We start from the raw sequence: 19,161 nt of genomic DNA, 5'->3' as shown, positions 1-19,161 counted from the left end.
CCGAACGTGCCCGAGACCACCGCCCTCCTGACCCCGGCCTCCATCGCCGGAGCCGCCTACATCGTCGCCGCGCTGCTGTTCATCCTGAGCCTCGCCGGGCTCAGCAGGCATGAAACCGCCAAGGCCGGTGTCGGCTACGGCATCGCCGGCATGACCATCGCGCTCATCGCCACCGTCGCCGTCGTCGTCTCCGACGCCTGGGGTGAACCGCAGGCGATGCTCGGCCTCGGCCTGCTCGTGGCCGCCGTCGTCATCGGCGGCGCGATCGGGCTCTGGCGCGCCCGCGTCGTCGAGATGACCGGCATGCCCGAGCTCATCGCGCTGCTGCACAGCTTCGTCGGCCTCGCGGCCGTGCTCGTCGGCTGGAACGGCGCGCTCGAGGAGACCGGCATGAGCGGCGCGCTCCTCGACATCCACCACGCCGAGGTGTTCATCGGCGTCTTCATCGGCGCCGTGACCTTCACCGGCTCGATCGTCGCGTTCCTCAAGCTCTCGGCGCGCATGAAGTCCGCGCCGCTCATGCTGCCGGGCAAGAACGTGCTGAACCTCGGCGCGCTCGTCGCGTTCGTGGTGCTCACCGTCTGGTACGTCATCACGCCGGAGCTCTGGCTGCTCGTCGTCGTGACCACCCTCGCCCTCGCGCTCGGCTGGCACCTCGTCGCATCCATCGGCGGCGGCGACATGCCCGTCGTCATCTCGATGCTGAACAGCTACTCGGGCTGGGCCGCCGCCGCGGCCGGCTTCCTGCTGAACAACGACCTGCTCATCGTGACCGGCGCGCTCGTCGGCTCCTCTGGTGCGTACCTGTCGTACATCATGTGCAAGGCCATGAACCGCTCCTTCATCTCGGTCATCGCCGGCGGGTTCGGCATCGCCGCGCCGACCTCCTCGTCGTCCGCCGAGGAGCAGGGCGAGATCCACGAGATCACGGCGACGGATGCCGCGGCGCTGCTGCGCGACGCCACGAGCGTGATCATCACGCCCGGCTACGGCATGGCGGTCGCCCAGGCCCAGCATCCCGTCGCCGACCTCAGCGCGAAGCTCCGCGAACGCGGCATCGAGGTGCGGTTCGGCATCCACCCCGTCGCCGGCCGACTGCCGGGGCACATGAACGTGCTGCTCGCCGAGGCGAAGGTGCCCTACGACATCGTCGAGGAGATGGACGAGATCAACGACGACTTCGCGGGCACCTCGGTCGTGCTCGTGATCGGCGCCAACGACACGGTGAACCCCGCCGCCGCCGAGGATCCCGGAAGCCCCATCGCCGGCATGCCCGTGCTGCGCGTGTGGGAGGCCTCGAACGTCATCGTGTTCAAGCGCTCGATGGCGGCCGGGTACGCCGGGGTCGCGAACCCGCTCTTCACGCGTGACAACACGCAGATGCTCTTCGGCGACGCGAAGGACCGCGTGGAGGACATCCTGCGGGCGCTCTGACCCGCTGCGACGACCGACGGCTCTCAGGTTCGCGCGGCCGCGACACGTAGGATGGATCGGTACTCCCCTCCGAAGTGAAAGAGGTCGCCGTGGCCACCGCCCGCGATGCTGCCCCGGAGCGCGCCCGTTACTGGGTCGCCCCGGTCGTCCGCGGACTCCTGGCCCTCGTGCCGGCCGCGGTCATCACGTTCTCGCAAGACCACTCCGCCACGCTCGGCCTGGCGACCTTCGGAGTCTGGGCGGTCGTGTCCGGCCTCGTCGTCGGGGCGCTCTCGCTGCGCCTCATCGAGGATCGCGGCATCCGCTCGCTCTTCGCGATCAACGCCGTCGTCACCGTGGTCGCGGGCCTGCTGGCCCTCACCGTGCCCGGCGGACTGCCGTTCCTGCTCTTCCTCGTGAGCGTCTGGGCGGCCGTCACCGGATTCGTCGAGCTCTACGCCGGCCTCCGCGGGCGCGGGCGCACCCCTGCCGCACGCGACTGGATCGTCGTCGGAGCCTTCACCGCGATCCTCGCGATCGTGTTCCTGCTGCTGCCGCCCGACACGGTCACCGCCGTCGGCCTCATCGGCGTCTACCTCGTGATCCTGGGCGTCTACGAGCTCATCGGCGGATTCTCGCTGAAGTGGGCCGAATCTGCCGACGCCCGGGCATCCGGATCGGAGCAACTCCCGTGAGCAAGCCTTCTGGCGACTACCAGCCGAGCCGTCGCGAGGTGCTGCGCCCGGCCGAGTACGTCGGCGGCGCGGCCATCGCCGCGATCTTCGTCGGCGTCATCGCGCTCGTCGCCACGCGCGACATCGTGCTCGCGGCCATCGGCGCGGGCGCCGTCTTCATCATCGTGCTCGTGGTGCTCGCGCTGCTCGCGATGACCATCAAGCCGGATGCCGCGGAGTCGGCCGAGCTCGACGAGGACGCCGCCGACCGGGCGCGCCGTGAGGCCGACGGCCATGCGGGCGAGTCGCCCGAGGGCCCGAAGGGCCACTGACCGTCGGGTCTCGATACGGCGCCGCACGCGCAGGAACGCGCGCGGCGCCCGACGTCAGAGCCGGTCGACGAGGTCCGACGCGATGCCGGTGTACGTTCCGGGCGTGAGCGCGAGCAGGCGCCGCTTCGCGTCGTCGCCGATCTCGAGGCCGTCGACGAACTCGGCGAGGTCGGCCTGGCCGATGCGCTTGCCGCGCGTGAGCTCCTTGAGGAGCGCGTAGGGGTCGGCGATGTTCGATCGGCCGGCGGCGACCTCGGCGCGGATCACCGTCTGGATCGCCTCGCCGAGCACCTCCCAGTTGCCGTCGAGGTCGGCGGCGAGCACCGCGAGGTCGAGGTCGATCTCGCCGAGGCCGCGCTGGATGTTGTCGAGCGCGAGCATCGAGTGCCCGAAGCCGACGCCGATGTTGCGCTGCGCCGACGAGTCGGTGAGGTCGCGCTGGAGACGCGAGGTCACGAGCGTCGCGGCGAGCGAGTCGAGCACGGCGCTCGAGAGCTCGAGGTTCGCCTCGGCGTTCTCGAAGCGGATCGGGTTGACCTTGTGCGGCATGGTCGATGAGCCCGTCGCGCCGGCGACCGGCGTCTGGCGGAAGATGCCGAGCGAGATGTAGGTCCAGATGTCGGTCGCGAGGTTGTGCAGCACGCGGTTCGCGTGCGAGATGCGGCCGTAGAGCTCGGCCTGCCAGTCGTGCGACTCGATCTGGGTGGTGAGCGGGTTCCACGAGAGGCCGAGCGACTCGACGAAGTCGCGCGACACGTCGGGCCATGAGACATCCGGAGCCGCGACCACGTGCGCCGAGAACGTGCCGGTCGCGCCGGAGAACTTGCCGAGGTACTCGGTCGCCTCGATCTGCGTCGCGATGCGGGTGAGGCGGTGCGCGAACACCGCGAGCTCCTTGCCCATGGTCGACGGGGTCGCGGGCTGGCCGTGGGTGCGCGAGAGCATCGCGTCGTCGCGGTGCGCGCGTGCGAGCTCGGCGATCGTGTCGATGACGGCGCGGTACTTCGGCAGCCACACCTGCTGCACGGCGTCGCGCACGGTGACCGCGTACGAGAGGTTGTTGATGTCCTCACTCGTGCACGCGAAGTGCGTGAGCTCGGCGAGGTGGTCGAGTCCGAGGTCGTCGAGGCGACGACGCACGTAGTACTCCACGGCCTTCACGTCGTGCCGGGTGGTCGCCTCGAGTGAGGCGAGCTCGTCGATGTCGGGCTGGCCGAAGTCGGTGACGACGCGGCGGAGCGCGGCCTTCTGGTCGGCCGAGAGCGGCGAGGTGCCGAAGAATCCGCGATCGGTCTGCGCGATGAGCCATTCGACCTCGACGTGCACGCGAGCGCGGTTGAGGCCGGCTTCGGAGAGGTGTTCGCCGAGGGTTCCGACGGCGGAACGGTACCGCCCGTCGAGCGGGCTGAGCGGCTGAGGAGGCAGCGTGGTCATCGGATTCCTTGTCTGAGAGCGGGAGCGAGTTGGCGGAACAGCGCCAGCGTCGCCTGCTCTATCATCCCAAGAACTCGATCGAAGGCCGCCCCGTCGGAGTAGTACGGGTCTGGGACGTCCTGCATCGGGGCCAGTTCGGCGTCGAACTCGAGCAGCATCCGCACCTTCTGCTGATCGGCCGAATCGGGCGCCCAGTTGCGGAGGATGCGCGCCTGGCCGCGATCGAACGCGACGACCAGGTCGAGGTTCGGGAAGTCGGTCGGGTCGAACTGGCGCGCGCGATGCCGCGAACCGTCGTAGCCCGCGCGCTCGAGCGCCGCGACGGTGCGCCGGTCTGCCTGCTCGCCGACGTGCCAGTCGCCGGTCGCCGCCGACTCGATCAGGATGCGCGAGGACAGCCCTTCGCGTTCGGCAAGCGAGCGCAGCACCGCCTCGGCCATCGGCGACCGGCAGATGTTGCCCGTGCAGACGAATGACACTCGGAACGGCTGCGCGATACCCCCTGCGGCGTCCGCACGCGTCATGCCCTCCATTGTGGCCGCGATGGGCGTCGCGCGCAGCAGAATGTTGCCGCGTACGCTGTCGAACGTCGAGAGGGGAGGCGGTCGTGGCAGATGCGCCAGAGCCCGATCTGCACGTCGACGAGGTGCTCGTGCGGCGACTCGTCTCGGCGCAGCATCCCGACCTCGCGGGGCCGGTGCGTCGCGCGGCGAACGGGTGGGACAACGTGATGTTCCGCCTCGGCGACGACCTGGCCGTGCGGATGCCGCGGCGCGAGCTCGCGATCCGGCTCATGCTGCACGAGCAGCGGTGGCTGCCCGAACTCTCCACCGGCCTGCCGGTGGCGCTGCCCGCACCCGTGCGGGTCGGCCGCCCGGCGCCGGAGCTCGGCTACGACGCGCCGTGGAGCATCGTGACGTGGCTGCCCGGCTCGGCGGCCCTCGGGTTCGAGACGTCGCTCCGGGATGCTGCGGCCGACGCCCTCGCGGAGTTCGTGTGCGCATTCGGGGTGCCCGCCCCCGCCGACGCGCCGGTCAATCCGTTCCGCGGCGTGCCGCTCGCCGCGCGCGACGAGTCGGTGCGCGCCCGACTCGCCTCGGGTCGCGTGGCCGAGCCCGACGCCGTCGCGCGGGTGTGGGAACGCTCGCTCGCGGCATCCGTCTGGACCGGGTCGCCCGTGTGGCTGCACGGCGACCTGCACCCGGGCAACCTGCTGCTGCACGCCGACGGGCGGCTCTCGGCCGTCGTGGACTTCGGCGACCTCACCTCCGGCGACCCCGCGACCGACCTGGCGACGGCGTGGCTGACCTTCGGACCGAGCGGGCGCGAGGCCTTCCGGCGTCGGACCGACGAGCTCGCGGGCGACGGGACCGACGGGACCGACGGGGCCGGCGGGACCCGCGGCATCGACGAAGCGACCTGGGAGCGCGCCCGGGGGTGGGCGCTCGTCCTGGCGACGGCGGTCGTCGACGCGACCGACGCCGAAAGCCCCCTCGGCCGGCTGGGCGCGCGCGTGCTCGACGACCTCGTCGCCGAAGCCGGGTGAACGTCTCGTCGGCCGGCTGACCGGCTGGTCGCTCGTCCTCCACAGGCGCGCCCTGGCCGAGGGCCCCGACCGACGGATGCCGCTGGCCGTCGCCATCCGTTCGGTCCCACCAGACTGGCGCGATGACCTCGTACGACGACCATCTCGCCGCCGTGAGCGCCTTGCGCAACGGCACCGCCGTGACGCCGGAGTGCGTCGACGACGTGTCGAGCGCTCAGCAGACGCTGCGCGAGCTCGCCGAGGAGCTCCGAGGCCCGGCGGCCGCGGCCATGCCGGGGCCGCCGACGCGCTGGAGGTCCGACGCCGCCACCGCCTATGCCGAAGCGCTCGAGGAGGCGCGGGGTTCCGTGGTCGTGATCGCGAGGATCATGACGGAGGCCGAATGCGCACTCGGGTCGTGCGCGGTGACGCTCCGGGCACGGCTCGACGACCTCGAGGCGGCGCTCGCGTGGCGGCCGTCGTCGTGAGCGACGATCTCGTCATCTCGGGCGGCGGCTCGACCCGCGTCGCCGTCGACGAGCTCTTCGCCGACGTGGGTCGACTCGACACGGCCGAGGGGCTCGTGCGATACGCGTCCGACCGGTTCGGCGTGGCGCGGTCGAAGCTCGATGCGGTCGAACACCGGGCGACGGCGAGCGGGCCGCTCCCGTGGCCCGGCGACGACCTGCGCTTCGGGTGGTTCGCCTTCGAAGTCGCCCTCGGACGCCTCCGCCTGCTCCGGTTCCGACTCGTCATGGCGGCGGAGCTGTACGGCGCGACGGAACGCACCGTCGGCGCCCTGTGGGACCTCGGGGGCGCCGTCGGCGCCTCGGTGCTCGGATTCCTCGCACCGCGGGCGATGGCGGGCGCGGCCGTCTCGTTGCTGCCCGTCGCGCTCCCGGCCGCCGCCGCCCTCGGGCTGGCACGCATGGCCGGCTCGGATCCGGGCCCGGCCGTCGACGCGGCGGTGCGGCGATGGCTCGGCGAGCACCGCGGCGTGCTGAACGATCCGGCCTTCGTGCGGTTCGTGCGCACGTTCGCAGACCACGCAGACGACTTCGTGCTCGGCGCGCTCAACGTGCCGGCGGCGCCGCTGGTCGGCTCGGCGACCGAGGCGCCGGAGTCCGCGTCACTGATCCTCGGGGTGACGGGCCTCCTGTCCGCCATCGGCATCGGAACCGGGCGCACCCTCGTCGACGGCCCCGTGCGGGTCGAGCGCGTCACGAGCGGCCCCGCCCGCGACCCCGCCGTGGCGCCGTCGCCGTCGAATGCCGCCGTGCCTCCGCCCCGCGGCTTCGAGGACCTTGCCGACCGCGTGCCGCGCGGCGATGCGCAGATCACCGTCGAGCGCCATCACGTCGACGGGGAGAACCGCTGGCTCGTGTACATCGCCGGCACGGCCGATTTCGGGCTCGTCGCCGGTTCGGAGACCAACGACATGACCTCGAACGTGCACGGCATCGCCGACGACTCGCCGCTCGACGCCCTGCGTCTCGCCGGGTCGACTTCGGCGGGCGCCGAGCGCGGCGTGCGTCTCGCGCTCGCCGAGGCCGGTGCGCTGCCGGGCGACCCGATCGTGGCCGTCGGCCATTCCGGCGGCGGGGTGATCGCCGCGAGCCTCGCCGCCGATCCCGGTCTCAACGTCGTCGGCGGGCTCAACCTCGGCGGTCCGGTCGCCTCGGCGCAGATCCCCGAGACGTGCTCGTTCATCTCGGTCGAGCACGCCGATGACCTCGTGCCCGCGACGGGCGGGTCGGGGCATCCGTCGTGCGTGGTCGTGGTGTCGCGCCGGGTGAACGAGCACGGCTCCGACGGCGATGCCGTGCTGCCCGCCCACCAGTTCGTGGAGTACGGGCAGACCACTGCGCTGCTCGACGAGTCCGATGCGCCGCAGTTGGTCGCCTTCCGCGAGCAGCTGCAGGAGTTCACGGCCGGCACGGTCGGCGAGCAGACCAGATGGCGCGCGGAGCGCGTTCCAGACGAGGAGCCGTGAACAAACGCCCTCGGGTGGCCGAACCGTCGGGTCTCAGTCCCGGCTGGGCCGCACCACGAGGCCGATGAGCCAGCTGAACAGGCCGAGCACGAGCGCACCGAGCACGCCCCACCAGAACGACTCGACCACGAGGCCGAAGCCCATGAGGTCGCTGACCCAGTCGACGATCAGCAGCAGCAGGCCGTTGACGATGAACGAGATCAGCCCGAGGGTCAGCAGGTACAGCGGGAACGCCACGATGCGGATGAACGTGCCGATGATCGCGTTCACGAGGCCGAAGATCAGGGCGACGAGCAGGTAGGTGAGCAGTGTGCCGATGCTCGAGTCCTCGTACGGCACGACGTTGACGCCGTCGACGAGCAGGGTCGTCAGCCAGAGGGCGAACGCGACGACCAGGACCTTGATGATGAACCGCATGCGGCAACTCTTCCAGACGCGACCGACGATGAGCGAGCAGGTACCGTGGAATCCGTGACCAATCCCGAGTCGACGGCGCCGGGCATCCGCCTCCGCCCAGAGATCGCCGCGCTTCCTCCGTACCGCCAGGGCCGCCCCGCGCCCGCCGAGGGCTACAAGCTCTCGAGCAACGAGAACCCGTTCGACCCGCTTCCCGGCGTGGCCGAGGCCGTCGCGGCGACGGCGACCGCGATCAACCGGTACCCCGACGCGACGGCACTGGCGCTGCGTGAGAAGCTCGGCGAACGCTTCGGCGTCTCGGCCGACGAGGTGCTCATCGGCGACGGCTCCGTCGCCCTGCTCGCCCAGTTCATCCTCGCCGCGGCGGCGCCCGGCGACGAGGTCGTCTACTCCTGGCGTTCGTTCGAGGCCTACCCCGGGCTCGTGACCGTCGCCGGAGCGACGAGCGTGCAGATCCCGAACCGCCCAGACCACGGGCACGACCTCGACGCCATGGCCGACGCGATCACCGATCGCACGCGCGTCGTCATGGTCTGCTCCCCCAACAACCCCACGGGTGTCACGGTCACCGCCGAGGAGTTCGAGGCGTTCATGGCCCGGGTACCGAGCGACCTGCTCGTGCTGCTCGACGAGGCCTACATCGAGTTCGTCCGCCACCCGGCATCCGTCGACGGGCGCACGCTTATCGGCCGGTACCCGAACCTCGTGGTGCTGCGCACCTTCTCGAAGGCCTACGGACTTGCGGGACTCCGCGTCGGCTACGCGATCGGGCCGGTCGCGATCCTCGACGCCGCCCGTGCGACGGCGATCCCCCTCGGCGTCACCGCGGCCGGCGGCGCCGCCGGCATCGCCTCGCTCGAGCCCGAGGCCGAGCGCGAACTGCTCGCCAGGGTCGACGTGCTCGTCGAACGCCGCGCACGCCTGCGCGACGGCCTGATCGACCTCGGCTGGCCGATCCCCGAGGCGCAGGGAAACTTCGTCTGGCTCCCCGCCGGAGCCGAGACGACCGCGGTCGCCGAGCGCCTGTTCGACGCCGGTGTCGTGGTGCGCGCGTTCCCGCCCGAGGGCATCCGGGTCTCCATCGGCGAGGAGGCCTCTGTCGAAATCCTCCTCGGGATTCTCGGAGAGCTTGTACCGCGTTCACAAGAAGGGCACCCGAAGTAGCGGGTAGCGTGAAACCCGTGGTCGCCCAGGAACGAGAATTCACCGCGCCGACGGTGCAACTGCTGACCCCCGAGGGAGCGCTCCGGCCCTCCCCCGAGGCCGAGGCCTACCTCCCGATGATCGAGGCGCTCGACGACGCCGCGCTCGAGCAGTTCCATCGGGACATGGTCGTGTCGCGCCGCCTCGACATCACCGGCGCGAACCTGCAACGCCAGGGCCAGCTCGCGCTCTGGGTGCCGAGCCACGGCCAGGAGGCCGCGCAGGTCGGCTCCGCCAGGGCTGCTCGCCCGCAGGACCACATCTTCCCGTCCTATCGCGAGCACATCGTCGGCATGATCCGCGGGCTCGACCCCGTGCGCATCTTCGGACTGCTCCGGGGCGTGACGCTCGGCGGGTGGAACCCGGCCGAGAACGGCAACTTCCACCTCTACACGCTCGTGCTCGCCTCGCAGACGCTGCACGCCACGGGCTACGCCATGGGCATCAAGTTCGACGGGGCGTCCGGAACCGGCGATCCCGAGTCCGATGCCGCCGTGCTCGTGTACTACGGCGACGGCGCGACCTCGCAGGGCGACGCCAGCGAGGCGCTCGTCTTCGCCTCGAGTTACCAGTCACCGCAGGTCTTCTTCGTGCAGAACAACCAATGGGCGATCTCCGTGCCGGTCTCGCGGCAGTCGCGCAGTCCGCTCGGGCTCCGCGGCGGCGGCTTCGGCATGCCGAGCCTCCGCATCGACGGCAACGACGTGCTCGTCAGCTACGCTGCCACCCGCGTCGCGCTCGAAGAGGCGCGTGCGGGCGACGGGCCGAGCTTCATCGAGGCCCTGACCTACCGCATGGGCGCGCACACCACGGCCGACGACCCCACGAAGTACCGCACCGACGACGAGGTCGCCTACTGGGCGCAGCGCGACCCGATCATCCGGTACCGGGCGTGGCTCGAGTCCCGCGGCGCGTCTGCGGCGTTCTTCGACTCGGTCGACGAAGAGGCGGCGGATGTCGCGAGCGACGTCCGCAAGCGGGCCCTCGAGGTCGTCGCGCCGACGCGCGAGAAGATCTTCGAGCACGTCTACAGCGAGGCCCATCCGGCGCTGGCCGAGCAGTCGGCCTGGCTCCAGGCGTACGAGACCGGATTCGAAGGAGGCGCAGCGTGAGCACCGACATCGAGGAGCAGCTGCAGGCCGGCGCGATCGAGCCCGCCACGGCGACCGAGTCCAACGTGCCGGGTCCCGCGAGCGGCGACGCCGCGGCATCCGCTCAGCAGGCCGTGAAGGGCGTGCAGACGCTCTCGATGGCCAAGGCGATCACCGCGGGCCTCCGCGAGGCGCTGCGCGCCGACGACAAGGTGCTGCTCATGGGCGAGGACATCGGGCCGCTCGGCGGCGTGTTCCGCGTCACCGAGGGCCTGCAGGCCGAGTTCGGCGACCACCGCGTGCTCGACACCCCGCTCGCCGAGTCCGGCATCGTCGGAACGGCCATCGGCCTCGCGATGCGCGGCTACCGGCCGGTCATCGAGATCCAGTTCGACGGGTTCATCTTCCCGGCGTTCGACCAGATCACGACGCAGCTCTCGCGCATGACGCTCCGCCACGACGGGTCGCTGTCGATGCCCGTCGTGATCCGGGTGCCCTACGGCGGGCACATCGGCTCGATCGAGCACCACCAGGAGAGCCCGGAGGCCTACTTCGCGCACACGCCTGGCCTCCGCGTGGTCAGCCCGTCGAGCCCGCACGACGCGTACTGGATGATCCAGGAGGCGATCGCCTCGAACGACCCCGTGCTGTTCTTCGAGCCCAAGAGCCGCTACTGGCCGAAGGGGCCGGTCGACCTCGACCACTCGGGCGTGCCGCTGCACTCGAGCCGCGTCATCCGCTCGGGCACCGATGTCACCGTCGTCGGACACGGGGCGATGATCTCGACCCTGCTCCAGGCCGCCGACATCGCTGCCGGCGAGGGCACGAGCCTCGAGGTCGTCGACCTGCGCTCCCTCTCCCCCATCGACTACGGGCCCCTGCTCGAATCGGTGGGCCGCACCGGCCGCCTCGTCGTCGCGCAGGAGGCCTACGGCTCGGTCAGCGTCGGGTCCGAGATCGCGGCGACCGTCGCCGAGCGTGCGTTCTACTCGCTCGAGGCGCCCGTGCTGCGCGTCTCGAGCTTCGACACGCCGTTCCCGCCGGCCGCGCTCGAGACCGAGTACCTGCCGAGCCCCGACCGGGTGCTCGAAGCCGTCGACCGTGCGCTCGCGTACTGACGACGACACGAATTCGATATGACGATGACGGCATAGAGCGACTGCGAGGGTGGACACATGACTGAGATCCGGTTCCCGTTGCCCGACGTCGGTGAAGGACTCACCGAGGCCGAGATCGTGCAGTGGCGTGTCGCGCCCGGTGACTCGATCGCCCTCGACCAGGTGTTCGTCGAGATCGAGACGGCCAAGTCGCTCGTCGAGCTGCCGAGCGCGTTCGAGGGCGTCGTGACCGAACTGCTCGTCGCCGAGGGCGCGACGGTCGACGTCGGCACGCCCATCCTCGTCGTGCAGACGGCGGATGCCGCGGGCGCGGCGGTCGCGCCGGCACCCACCTCCGCCGAGCCCGCCGTCGCCGCGGCAGCCGGCGCGCAGCCGCCGGCCGCATCCGCCGCCGCTCCCCCGGCGTCCGCCGCATCGGAGCCGGCGACCGTCGCATCGCACGCGCCCACCGCCTCGGAGGGCGGCGGCGCGGTGCTCGTCGGCCACGGCACGTCGGGTCCCTCCGGCACCAGGCGACGTCTGCGGCATCCGTCACCCGGGGTCGCGCACGAGCACCTCGCGCCGACGCCGCCCGCCCCGCCGGTCGCGACTCCCCCGGCCTCGGCGCCCGATGGAGCCGCGGCTCCCGCGCAGGCCCGACCCGATTCGGGTGTGCCGGTCATCGCGAAGCCGCCGATCCGCAAGCTCGCGAAGGACCTCGGCGTCGACCTCTCGCGGGTCGCGCCCACGGGGCCGATCGGCGACATCACGCGTGACGACGTGATCCGCGAGGCGAGCCAGGCCAGCGTGTTCCGCAACATCCAGACGCCCGAGGCGCCGACCGGCCGCGAGGAGCGCATCCCCGTGAAGGGCGTGCGCAAGGCCATCGCCACGGCCATGGTGCAGAGTGCATACTCCGCGCCGCATGTGAGCGTGTTCGTCGACGTCGATGCGACGCGCACCATGGAGTACGTCAAGCGCCTCAAGGCCTCGACCGACTTCACCGGCGTGCGCGTGTCGCCGCTGCTCATCATGGCGAAGGCCATGATCTGGGCGGTCCGCCGCAACCCGTCGGTGAACGCCCAGTGGACCGACTCCGAGATCATCGTGAAGCACTACGTGAACCTCGGCGTCGCCGCGGCGACGCCGCGCGGCCTCATCGTGCCGAACGTCAAGGAGGCGCAGGCCATGACCATGGTCGAGCTCGCCACCGCGCTCGAGCAACTGACGCTCGTCGCCCGCGAGGGCCGCACGCAGCCGGCCGAGATGGCGAACGGCACGATCACCGTCACGAACATCGGCGTCTTCGGCATGGACACGGGCACCCCGATCCTGAACCCCGGCGAGGTCGCGATCGTGGCCCTCGGCACGATCAGGCAGAAGCCCTGGGTCGTCGACGGCGAGGTCCGCCCTCGGTTCGTCACGACGATCGGCGCCTCGTTCGATCACCGCGTCGTCGACGGCGACGTGGCGAGCCGGTTCCTGGCCGACGTGGCGTCGATCATCGAGGAACCCGCGCTGCTGCTGGAGTAGCCGGCTGGTCGCTGGTCTCGATGCGGCGCCGGTGCGCCTACTCGACCGGCGGTGGGGGTGCCGTGCCTACTGGCCCGGGCTGCTGCGTGCCGGTCGGAGAAGCCTCAGAACCGGATCTCGTAGGTGATCGACTCGTCGGTGCGGGCGCTCTCGCCCATGCCCGAGCGCTCGAGCACGCGACGCGCGGGCAGGTTGGCGATCTCGGCCTCGGCGCGGACGATGCGCGCCCCGTTGGTGCGCGCCAGCACGAGCGCCTCGCTCACGACCTGGTCGGCCAGGCCGCGACCGCGGGCGGCCGGCACGAGGGCGAAGGCGAACTCGATCGCGCCCTCGTCGCTGAGGGGGCCGAACAGGTTGACCCCGCCGACGGCGGCACCCGTGATCTCGCCGTCGACGAGATGCACGAGATAGGGGCCGAACGGCGACGGATCGCCGGAGGCGCGCACCGCGGCGACGTACTCGCGCAGCAGTTCGGGCTCCTCGGTGAACGAATAGCCGCCCTCCCAGCCGTCACGCGGGTCGACCTCGCCGGAGAGCAGCCGCTCGGCGTCGACGACGGTGAACGGACGCAACGTGAGTGAGGGGGTCGTCGTATCCACGTGCTTCATGCTCGCATGGGCGACCGACAAGCGCGAGCGCCCGTGACGGAGATTTCACGAACGTGCAACCTTCCACATGGTTTTGACAATCATTATCAATAAGCGTAGCTTCGACGTATGAGGCACTCCCCCACACGCTCCGCGCGCACGCTCCCCATCCTCGCCGCCATCGCGACGATCGGCACGGGAACGCTGCTGCTGAGCGGATGCGCCTCCCCCGCGGCATCCGGCGACACGACCGGCCCGCAGATCGTCGCGACGACGACCCAGGTCGGCGACTTCGTGAACGAGCTCGTGGGCGACGACGTCGAGGTCACCCAGCTGCTCTCGCCGGGCCAGAGCGCCCACAGCTTCGACCCGTCGGCTGCGCAGCTGCTGGCCCTCGCCGACGCCGATGCGGTCGTCATGAACGGCGCAGGCCTCGAGTCGTGGCTCGACGATGCGCTGCAGGCCGCGGGCTTCGACGGCGTGCTCATCGACTCGAGCACCGGCATCGAGCTCTTCTCGACCGACGAGCACGACCACGACGACCACGACGACGCGTCCACGGATGCCACGACCGACGACCATGACCACGACCACGGTGCCGGTAACCCCCATATCTGGACGGACCCCGAGCTGGCCGAGCGGATGGTCGAGAACATCTCCGAGGGGCTCGCCGGCCTCGAGGGCATCGACCCCGCAGCGCTCGACGCAGCGACCTCCGCCTCTGTCGCGAAGCTCGACGCGCTCGACGACTGGATCGAGCAGAGCGTCGGCCAGGTGCCCGAGGACCAGCGCCTGCTCGTGACCAACCACGACGCGTTCACGTACTACGTCGACGCGTACGACCTCGTCTTCGTCGGCAGCGTGATCCCGAGCTTCGACGACAACGCCGAGCCGAGCGCGGCCGAGATCGACGAACTCGTCGCGGCCATCACGGCGACCGGCACGAAGGCCGTGTTCTCCGAGGCGTCCCTGTCGCCGAAGGCCGCCGAGGCGATCGCCCGCGAGGCGGGGGTCACCGTGTACTCGGGCCCCGACGCGCTCTACGGCGACTCGCTCGGCGAGGCGGGCACCGAGGGGGAGACGTACGTGGGTTCGCAGGTCCACAACACCAGGCTGATCGTCGAGTCGTGGGGCGTGGAGCCTTCCGCGCTCCCGGCCGCGCTGCAAGGATGACCCCATGAGTGCGAACGCGGTGCTGACCTTCGAGGATGCCGCGTTCACGTACCCCGGCGGCGACGGCGTGAGCGGACTCGACTTCGCGATCGCGCCGGGCGAGGCCGTCGCGCTCATCGGGCCGAACGGCGCCGGAAAATCGACCCTGCTTCGTGGCGTGCTCGGCCTCGTGCCGCTCACGCGAGGGCGCATGGCCCTCGGCCGCCGATCGGCCGACGGCGCCGGCGGCCGCACGTCGAGCGGCGCCGACGGGGCATCGCATGCCGATCGCGGCATGGTCGGGTTCCTTCCGCAGACCATGGAGTTCGACGTCGACTTCCCGATCAGCCTCGAGCAGGTCGTCATGCAGGGCAGGTACCGCCGGCTCGGCCTCCTGCGGTGGCCGGGGCGGGCCGACCGGGCGGCGGTCCGACACGCGCTCGAGACCGTCGGACTGGCCGAGTTCGCCTCGAAGCGGTTCGGATCCCTCTCGGGTGGCCAGCGCCAGCGCGGGCTCCTCGCCAGGGCGCTCGCGGCGGATCCGAGCCTGCTCCTGCTCGACGAGCCGTTCAACGGGCTCGACCAGCCGAACCGCGACGCGCTCGTCACGACGCTCCGCCGCTTGAAGGGCGAGGGGGTCGCCGTGCTCGTCTCGACGCACGACCTCGAACTCGCACGTGAGGTCTGCGATCTCGTGCTGCTCGTGAACGGACGCCAGACGGCCTTCGGCCCCGTCTCCGACGCGCTCACGCTGACGAACGTGCAACGCTGCTTCGAAGGCGTCGAGGTCGAGATCGACGAGCACACGCTCGTCGTGCCAGGTCACGAGGGCCATTGATGCCGCATTCGGAATACAGCGGCCGTCCACCGCGGGGGAGCGGCGGCGCATGAGCCTGGCCGACGCCCTGTTCGGGGCGTTCACGCTGCCGTTCATGGCACGTGCGCTCGTCGTGATGCTCGTGCTCTCGGTGATCGCGGGCGTCGTGGGCGTGCTCGTGAACCTCCGCAGCCTCGAGTTCATCACCGACGGCCTCACCCACGCCGTCTTCCCCGGCCTCGCGGTCGGCCTCGCGGTCGGCGGGGCGTCGGGCGTGCTCCCGGGCGCCGCGGTGGCCGCCCTCATCGGGGCGGTGCTGCTGACCTGGCTCATGCGCTCGGGCATCGCCTCCGATGCGGGCATCGCCGTCGTGCTCACGGCCGCGTTCAGCGTCGGCGTCATCGTCGTCTCGAAGAGCGACGACTACGCGGGCGCGCTCGAGGAACTGCTGTTCGGTCGCGTGCTCACCATTCCGCCGTCCGACGTCGTACCGCTCGTGATGGTCTCCGCGATCGCGCTGCTCCTCGTGGCACTGACCGCGAAGCAGCAGGTGTTCCGCGCGTTCGACGCGGCGGGCAGTCGCGCGGCCGGGAACTCGGCGTTCGCCCTCGACCTCACGCTGAACGTCGCCGTCGCGCTCGTCGTGGTGGCGGGCGCCAGCACCGTCGGATCGCTGCTCGTGCTCGCCCTGCTCGTGGTGCCCGGCGCGGTGGCCCGTCTGTTGACCGGGCGTCTCTGGCTGTTGTTCCCGCTCGCCGGGCTGTTCGCCGCACTCGCGTCGTGGTTCGGCCTGGCCGCGGGGTTCGCGGCGAGCGTCGGGGCCGGCATCGACCTGCCGGCGGGCAGCACGATCGTCGCCGTGTTCGTGCTCGCGTACGGCGTCGTGCTGCTCGGCCGGCTCGTTCGCGACGCGGCCGTTCGGCGCGCCGCGTCGCGAGACGCGTCGCCGCCGACGTCGTCGATCCCGGCGGCGGGGGAGCGGGTCGCATGACGTACTTCGAGCGGGCGATGCTCGCGGCCATCGTGATCGGCGCGGTCGGCGGATTCGTCGGATGCCTCGTGGTGCTGCGCAAGCGCACCTTCTTCGCCCAGGCGCTCACCCACGGCACCTACCCGGGTGCCGTCGCGGCGGCCGCGCTCGGCGTGAGCGTTCCGCTCGGTGCCGCCGCGGCATCCGTCGTGCTCGTACTCGTGATGACGGGCATCGCGCGCGTGCGCAACCAGGGCGCGCAGGTCGCCGCGGGCATCGTGCTCACGGGTGGATTCGCGGCGGGGGCGATCCTCGCGGCGGTCGTGCCGAGCCTGCCGGTGCAGCCGGAGTCGCTGCTCGTCGGCTCGATCCTCACCGTGACCGACGGCGACATCCTGCTCGCCGCCGCGGTCGGCGTCGTCGCGCTCGCGCTCGTGCTGCTCTTCGGACGCAGCATCGTGTTCTCGACCTTCGACCAGGGCGGATTCCGCGCGGCGGGCTACCGGGAGTGGCCGATCGAACTGCTCGTGCTCGGGCTCACGGCCGCGACCGTGGTGAGCGCGCTGCCGGCCGTCGGGGCGATCCTCGCGATCGCGCTCATCGCGGCGCCGGCCGCGGCCGCGCGGATCGTCACCTCGACCTACCGCGGCATGCTCGTGGTCGCGCCGGTGGTCGGCGCGGCCTCCGGCGTGCTCGGCGTGCTCGCCTCGCGGGCGTTCGCGATCGCCGCGGGCCCGGCCATCGTGCTCACGGCGACCGCCTTCCTCGTCATCGCGCTCGGCGGCTCCAAGCTGCGCGCGCTACCGTGGAGGGCATCCGCGATTCCCGTGGAGACGGCAGAGGACGCACGCACCGCATGAAGCGCAACACCTGGCAACGCGAAGCCGTTCGGGAGGCCCTCGACGGCACCGAAGGGTTCATCAGCGCGCAGGCGCTGCACTCGACGCTGCACGCGAGCGGCTCGCCGATCGGCCTCGCGACCGTCTACCGCGCGCTCGGCGACCTGGCCACCACGGGCGAGGCGGACTCGCTGCAGTCGCCCGACGGCGAGGCGCTCTACCGCGCGTGCAGCACGACCGGCCACCACCACCACCTGATCTGCCGCAATTGCGGGAGCACCGTCGAGATCGCGGCCGACGAGGTCGAGGCCTGGGCGCATCGCGTCGCCGGCGAGCACGGGTTCACGCGTGCGGCCCACGTCGTCGACGTGTTCGGGCTCTGCGCGAACTGCACGAGGCTGGTCGCGGCAGAGTAGGCCCGAGTCGTCTGCACCCCTAGGCGCGATGCCGCAGGTGAACCCAGACGGGTGGATGCGGCATCCGATGCTCTCGATAGAGCCGGTTCGCGAACGGCGCCCACACGATCACGGCGATGCCGGCGCCCACGAGCAGGCCGCCAATGGTGTCGGAGATCCAGTGCGCGCCGAGGTAGGTGCGGCTGAACATCATGAGCACCGTGTACACGGCGCCCGTCACCCAGACCCACGTTCGCATGAAGATGAGGCCGAGCGCCGCCGCGGTCACAGCCGCATTCGCGCTGTGGCCCGACGGGAACGATCCGAAATCGGGCTGGACCAGGATCTCCTCGGGGCGGGGCCTCGCCACGACGACCTTGATCACGCGCGTCAAGGCCGCGCTCGCGACGGTCGCCAGGAGGTAGTAGCCGGCGGCCCACGGCCTTCGGAAGAGCAGGAGTCCGCCGATGATCGCCACCGGCACGGCGAAGGTCGACAGGAGCCCGCCGCCGATGGCGTTGAACACGAGTGCGGGTGTCGTGAGCCACTCGGCCCGGTTCGCGGCGAGCCCGGCCATGTACTCGACCTCGAACCCGAACGGCTTGTCCTGCCCGCGGTAGACGAGCACGAGGGCGAGCACCGTCACCAGCGCGAGCGCGGCGCCGCCCGACACCACGGGCCAGAACCGGGCCACGCGCACCGCAGTGGGCGCCGTCGAGGCCGATGCGGGCGCGGACGGCTCGTGGTCGCCGGCCCCGCCCCGCCGGTCGACATGCGGGCGCTGGTCGTCGCCGGGCTGCCGCTCCTCCATCGGGCTCATTCCTCCCGATCGGCCTCCGAGGCGTCCACCTCGGCGGGTGTGCCGACGCGCACCGTGCGCCAGGTGTCGACGGCGATCACGATGCCGAGCACCGCGAGCGACAGGGCGATCGAGGCGAGCGCGTCGGTGGCCCAGTGGTAGCCCAGGTAGATGCGGCAGGCAGCGGTGAGCAGGACGATGACGGATGCCGCGACGAACGCGAGCACCGTGATCACGGGCCTGCGGTGCCGGGAGAAGACGAGGTAGGTCGTGATGAAGAGGAAGTCGGCCACGCCCATGACGTGCCCCGACGGGAACGACGACGTGTGGTCGATCTCGAGCATCATGTCGCCGACCGGCGGTCGCTCGCGCGAGATGACCGGGGCGAGCACCTGCACGATGATGACGCCGAGCAGCATTCCGCCGGCGAGCAGCAGCGGCCGCCACGCATGCTTGGCCAGGATGCCCCAGGTGACCGTCGTGACGAGGATGATGACGGGCATCGCGATGGGACCGAAGACGGTCGCGAGCACGATCATGAAGGTCGTGAGCCACTCGGCATGGTTGCCGTCGAGCCAGTGCTCGACCGGTGCGTCGACCATCGAGACGTCGTCGGCCTCGAGCACCGAGTCGAAGATGAAGAGGAACGCGGCGAGGCCGGCGACGACGAGCACGATCGCGATGACGAAGAGGTTGCGTTTCGCGGATGCCGGGAGCACGCGCTCCTCGACGATGAACCGCTCGTGGAAGCGGTGCAGCCGGCCGGGTCGCTCGGCGGTCTCGGTCATGGGGGGCCCTCCAGCCGGTGCCCGTGGGAGTCGGGCTCGGCTCCTTCACCGTAGGGCCGGTCGGCGGCGCGGCGAAGCCCGGGCCCGGGCGTTGCGCGACCG

General features: G+C 71.5%; 21 protein-coding genes. 15 read left to right on the top strand and 6 right to left on the bottom strand.

What is annotated here, in order from left to right; translation table 11 throughout:
* Positions 1–6 precede the first annotated feature (6 nt).
* The 3 genes from pntB to ABIC29_RS13275 all read left to right on the top strand — a co-directional run bounded on the left by pntB (position 7) and on the right by ABIC29_RS13275 (position 2,419).
* Positions 7–1,434 carry a Re/Si-specific NAD(P)(+) transhydrogenase subunit beta gene (gene pntB, locus ABIC29_RS13285; protein WP_502915490.1) on the top strand — a complete coding sequence of 476 codons (1,428 nt, stop codon included), beginning with the start codon at positions 7–9 and terminating at the stop codon, positions 1,432–1,434.
* 89 nt (positions 1,435–1,523) lie between these two features.
* The gene (locus tag ABIC29_RS13280; protein ID WP_116082004.1) at positions 1,524–2,108 is read left to right on the top strand and encodes an HdeD family acid-resistance protein; all 585 of its coding nucleotides are present in this window, start codon (positions 1,524–1,526) and stop codon (positions 2,106–2,108) included.
* Positions 2,105–2,419, top strand: coding sequence for a hypothetical protein (locus ABIC29_RS13275; protein ID WP_116080045.1), 315 nt, complete (start codon positions 2,105–2,107; stop codon positions 2,417–2,419). Before ABIC29_RS13280 ends, ABIC29_RS13275 begins: the two co-directional genes overlap by 4 nt.
* A gap of 54 nt (positions 2,420–2,473) precedes the next feature.
* Here ABIC29_RS13275 and purB read toward each other — a convergent pair whose 3' ends face one another.
* Together purB and ABIC29_RS13265 are read right to left on the bottom strand one after the other, a co-directional pair.
* Positions 2,474–3,853: an adenylosuccinate lyase gene (gene purB, locus ABIC29_RS13270; RefSeq protein ID WP_116080044.1), complete on the bottom strand. Its 1,380-nt coding sequence runs from the start codon at positions 3,851–3,853 to the stop codon at positions 2,474–2,476.
* Complete coding sequence (locus ABIC29_RS13265; protein ID WP_116080043.1) at positions 3,850–4,377, bottom strand: low molecular weight protein-tyrosine-phosphatase; 528 nt, start codon at positions 4,375–4,377, stop codon at positions 3,850–3,852. The genes purB and ABIC29_RS13265 overlap by 4 nt, the downstream gene beginning before the upstream one ends.
* An 83-nt stretch (positions 4,378–4,460) precedes the next feature.
* Between ABIC29_RS13265 and ABIC29_RS13260 the strand changes: the two genes are divergently transcribed.
* The 3 genes from ABIC29_RS13260 to ABIC29_RS13250 all read left to right on the top strand — a co-directional run bounded on the left by ABIC29_RS13260 (position 4,461) and on the right by ABIC29_RS13250 (position 7,371).
* Complete coding sequence (locus ABIC29_RS13260) at positions 4,461–5,399, top strand: aminoglycoside phosphotransferase family protein (RefSeq protein ID WP_354246050.1); 939 nt, start codon at positions 4,461–4,463, stop codon at positions 5,397–5,399.
* A gap of 122 nt (positions 5,400–5,521) precedes the next feature.
* The gene (locus ABIC29_RS13255) at positions 5,522–5,866 is read left to right on the top strand and encodes a hypothetical protein (RefSeq protein ID WP_116080041.1); all 345 of its coding nucleotides are present in this window, start codon (positions 5,522–5,524) and stop codon (positions 5,864–5,866) included.
* Entirely contained in the window at positions 5,848–7,371 is a 1,524-nt protein-coding gene (locus ABIC29_RS13250; protein WP_116080040.1) for a hypothetical protein, read from the top strand. Before ABIC29_RS13255 ends, ABIC29_RS13250 begins: the two co-directional genes overlap by 19 nt.
* Before the next feature lie 33 nt (positions 7,372–7,404).
* On the opposite strand, the gene ABIC29_RS13245 is transcribed toward ABIC29_RS13250, so the two are convergent.
* Positions 7,405–7,788 carry a phage holin family protein gene (locus tag ABIC29_RS13245; protein WP_116080039.1) on the bottom strand — a complete coding sequence of 128 codons (384 nt, stop codon included), beginning with the start codon at positions 7,786–7,788 and terminating at the stop codon, positions 7,405–7,407.
* 54 nt (positions 7,789–7,842) lie between these two features.
* On the opposite strand from ABIC29_RS13245, the gene ABIC29_RS13240 reads away from it, so the two are divergent.
* The 4 genes from ABIC29_RS13240 to ABIC29_RS13225 all read left to right on the top strand — a co-directional run bounded on the left by ABIC29_RS13240 (position 7,843) and on the right by ABIC29_RS13225 (position 12,712).
* Positions 7,843–8,952: a histidinol-phosphate transaminase gene (locus ABIC29_RS13240; protein WP_354246046.1), complete on the top strand. Its 1,110-nt coding sequence runs from the start codon at positions 7,843–7,845 to the stop codon at positions 8,950–8,952.
* Positions 8,953–8,969: 17 nt separating this feature from the next.
* A complete protein-coding gene (locus ABIC29_RS13235) occupies positions 8,970–10,103 on the top strand; it encodes a thiamine pyrophosphate-dependent dehydrogenase E1 component subunit alpha (protein WP_354246043.1) in 1,134 nt (377 codons plus the stop codon).
* 137 nt (positions 10,104–10,240) lie between these two features.
* The gene (locus ABIC29_RS13230) at positions 10,241–11,200 is read left to right on the top strand and encodes an alpha-ketoacid dehydrogenase subunit beta (RefSeq protein ID WP_116081997.1); all 960 of its coding nucleotides are present in this window, start codon (positions 10,241–10,243) and stop codon (positions 11,198–11,200) included.
* A 57-nt stretch (positions 11,201–11,257) separates the two neighbouring features.
* Entirely contained in the window at positions 11,258–12,712 is a 1,455-nt protein-coding gene (locus ABIC29_RS13225) for a dihydrolipoamide acetyltransferase family protein (protein ID WP_354246040.1), read from the top strand.
* Positions 12,713–12,816: 104 nt separating this feature from the next.
* On the opposite strand, the gene ABIC29_RS13220 is transcribed toward ABIC29_RS13225, so the two are convergent.
* Entirely contained in the window at positions 12,817–13,311 is a 495-nt protein-coding gene (locus ABIC29_RS13220) for a GNAT family N-acetyltransferase (RefSeq protein ID WP_354246037.1), read from the bottom strand.
* A gap of 117 nt (positions 13,312–13,428) precedes the next feature.
* Between ABIC29_RS13220 and ABIC29_RS13215 the strand changes: the two genes are divergently transcribed.
* From ABIC29_RS13215 to ABIC29_RS13195, 5 genes are read left to right on the top strand one after another with little or no spacing between them, the layout of a single operon-like run.
* On the top strand, positions 13,429–14,472 hold the full coding sequence (locus tag ABIC29_RS13215; RefSeq protein ID WP_354246034.1) for a metal ABC transporter substrate-binding protein: 1,044 nt from the start codon (positions 13,429–13,431) through the stop codon (positions 14,470–14,472).
* A gap of 4 nt (positions 14,473–14,476) precedes the next feature.
* Entirely contained in the window at positions 14,477–15,289 is an 813-nt protein-coding gene (locus ABIC29_RS13210; protein WP_354246031.1) for a metal ABC transporter ATP-binding protein, read from the top strand.
* A 49-nt stretch (positions 15,290–15,338) separates the two neighbouring features.
* Positions 15,339–16,259 carry a metal ABC transporter permease gene (locus ABIC29_RS13205; protein ID WP_116080034.1) on the top strand — a complete coding sequence of 307 codons (921 nt, stop codon included), beginning with the start codon at positions 15,339–15,341 and terminating at the stop codon, positions 16,257–16,259.
* Complete coding sequence (locus ABIC29_RS13200; RefSeq protein WP_354246028.1) at positions 16,256–17,098, top strand: metal ABC transporter permease; 843 nt, start codon at positions 16,256–16,258, stop codon at positions 17,096–17,098. The genes ABIC29_RS13205 and ABIC29_RS13200 overlap by 4 nt, the downstream gene beginning before the upstream one ends.
* Positions 17,095–17,493, top strand: a complete 399-nt coding sequence (locus tag ABIC29_RS13195) for a Fur family transcriptional regulator (protein ID WP_116080032.1) — start codon at positions 17,095–17,097, stop codon at positions 17,491–17,493. Before ABIC29_RS13200 ends, ABIC29_RS13195 begins: the two co-directional genes overlap by 4 nt.
* Before the next feature lie 19 nt (positions 17,494–17,512).
* Here the strand turns inward: ABIC29_RS13195 and ABIC29_RS13190 are convergent, their stop codons facing one another.
* Positions 17,513–18,283, bottom strand: a complete 771-nt coding sequence (locus ABIC29_RS13190) for a phosphatase PAP2 family protein (RefSeq protein WP_116080031.1) — start codon at positions 18,281–18,283, stop codon at positions 17,513–17,515.
* Between the two features lie 5 nt (positions 18,284–18,288).
* Positions 18,289–19,059: a phosphatase PAP2 family protein gene (locus tag ABIC29_RS13185; protein WP_116080030.1), complete on the bottom strand. Its 771-nt coding sequence runs from the start codon at positions 19,057–19,059 to the stop codon at positions 18,289–18,291.
* Positions 19,060–19,161: the final 102 nt, after the last annotated feature.

The sequence above is a fragment of the Agromyces sp. PvR057 genome (assembly GCF_040547485.1).
Classification (GTDB): Bacteria; Actinomycetota; Actinomycetes; order Actinomycetales; family Microbacteriaceae; genus Agromyces.
This window is presented reverse-complemented; position numbering and strand designations above follow the sequence as displayed.